1 protein-coding gene is annotated in these 817 nt (G+C 29.1%); it reads left to right on the top strand.

Annotated elements, in window-relative coordinates; genetic code table 11:
* The coding region (locus ACTG7L_RS10770; protein WP_439328535.1) for an IS256 family transposase, variant Zn-binding type at positions 1-817 on the top strand (817 nt) is incomplete at both ends.

The raw sequence follows: 817 nt of genomic DNA, 5'->3' as shown, positions 1-817 counted from the left end.
CCTTTTTGCCAAAATTCATCAATTCAGAAATATGGCACTCAAAACAATATTCAACGCTATAAATGTAGTACTTGTCATAAAACTTTTACGCTTACTAAGAAATTAGAATCAAGTAATATTTGGCAAGATTATACTGTTGGAAAACAATCCTATAAACAATTAGCAGAAAAATATCATTGTTCAGTCAGAACTATTCAAAGATATTTATTAAAAGCGCCTAAAACCCCATTAAATCCATCCGAAAACAAATATCTAAACTTGATTATTGATACGACATTCTTTGGTAGAAAGTTTGGTGTAATGGTCTTTATGGACTCACATACGAAGAAAGTAATTTATCATCAGATTGTGAAAACAGAGAAAGCCATATATTACGCAGTAGCAATCAATCGTCTTAGAGAAAAAGGTCATATAATACAATCGATTACCTGTGATGGAAAACGTGGATTATTGAAAGATATTTTTGATACACCCATTCAATTATGTCAATTTCACCAAGTTGCTATTGTGACCAGAAAATTAACAAGAAAGCCTAAATCAAAAGCGGGTATAGCATTAAAAGAATTAGTAGCTAGATTAAAATCAAGTTTAAAAAATGAGTTCTATCGTGAATTACATCATTGGTATTTAAATTATAAAGATTATATTGATGAACGGTCTGAATATCCTAATGAAAAAGGTCATTATCTATTTAAACATCGTAAATTAAGGAGTGCTTATACGAGTTTATTGCGCAATCAAGATTATTTATTTACCTTTGAGAAATATCCTGAATTAAATATGGATAAGACAACGAATCGTATAGAAAATTTATTTG

The organism is Lonepinella sp. BR2357 (genome assembly GCF_051851525.1).
In the GTDB taxonomy this organism is placed as follows: domain Bacteria; phylum Pseudomonadota; class Gammaproteobacteria; order Enterobacterales; family Pasteurellaceae; genus Lonepinella.
The sequence above is the reverse complement of the archived record's forward strand: the minus strand, read 5'-3'. Positions and strand labels throughout refer to the sequence as shown.